Source organism: Mesorhizobium sp. M7A.F.Ca.AU.001.01.1.1 (assembly GCF_004022735.1).
Classification (GTDB): domain Bacteria; phylum Pseudomonadota; class Alphaproteobacteria; order Rhizobiales; family Rhizobiaceae; genus Mesorhizobium; species Mesorhizobium ciceri.
In genome coordinates this window covers 1-536 of the sequence record NZ_RZPF01001332.1, presented here as the reverse complement: position 1 = coordinate 536, position 536 = coordinate 1, and the positions used below count along the sequence as shown (strand labels likewise).

At 60.4% G+C, this 536-nt stretch carries 2 protein-coding genes; both read right to left on the bottom strand.

The genetic code is table 11. The annotated features are described in order from the left end of the window. A partial coding sequence (locus EN884_RS38010) for a sigma factor (RefSeq protein WP_281034879.1) occupies positions 1-166 on the bottom strand: 166 nt, incomplete at its 3' end. A gap of 127 nt (positions 167-293) precedes the next feature. After that, positions 294-536 (bottom strand): helix-turn-helix domain-containing protein (locus tag EN884_RS38005; RefSeq protein WP_206617788.1); only part of this gene is annotated, 243 nt, incomplete at its 5' end.

Genomic DNA, 536 nt, shown 5'->3' with positions numbered 1-536 from the left:
GGAAGGTGCTGCGCCGCTCATAAGCGCGCACCAGCGCGTCATGGACAAGGTCCTCGGCGTCGGTGCTGTCGCGCGTCAGCGAGCGCGCATAGCGGCGCAGCGAACCGAGCTGTCCTATGATGTCAAAGCGTGGCATCGGCGGTTTCATGTCCTGTTTACGGAACATGTGGGGATTTTAATCCCTGCCCTGCCAATTTTTTCCTTTGGAGGACATCGTTCGAATGCAACGATTGATGCCGGCATCAATCTTATCATCGGCATCGCCACGATGTGCCATGCCCGGTGGATCGTGCCTACTTCACACGCCTCTTCTCCAGCTTCCGCGCCAGCGTCCGGCGGTGCATGCCCAGCCGTCGTGCCGTCTCGGAAATGTTGAAGTCGGCCTCCACCAGCGTCTCGTGGATGCGCTCCCATTCGAGGTTCTTTATCGAGGTTGGCCGCTCGGCGAGCGGCACCGAAGCATTGCCCTCGACCTGGCCGAAAGCCGCTTCTATGTCGTCTGTATTGGCGGGCTTGGCGAGATACTGGCAGGCGCC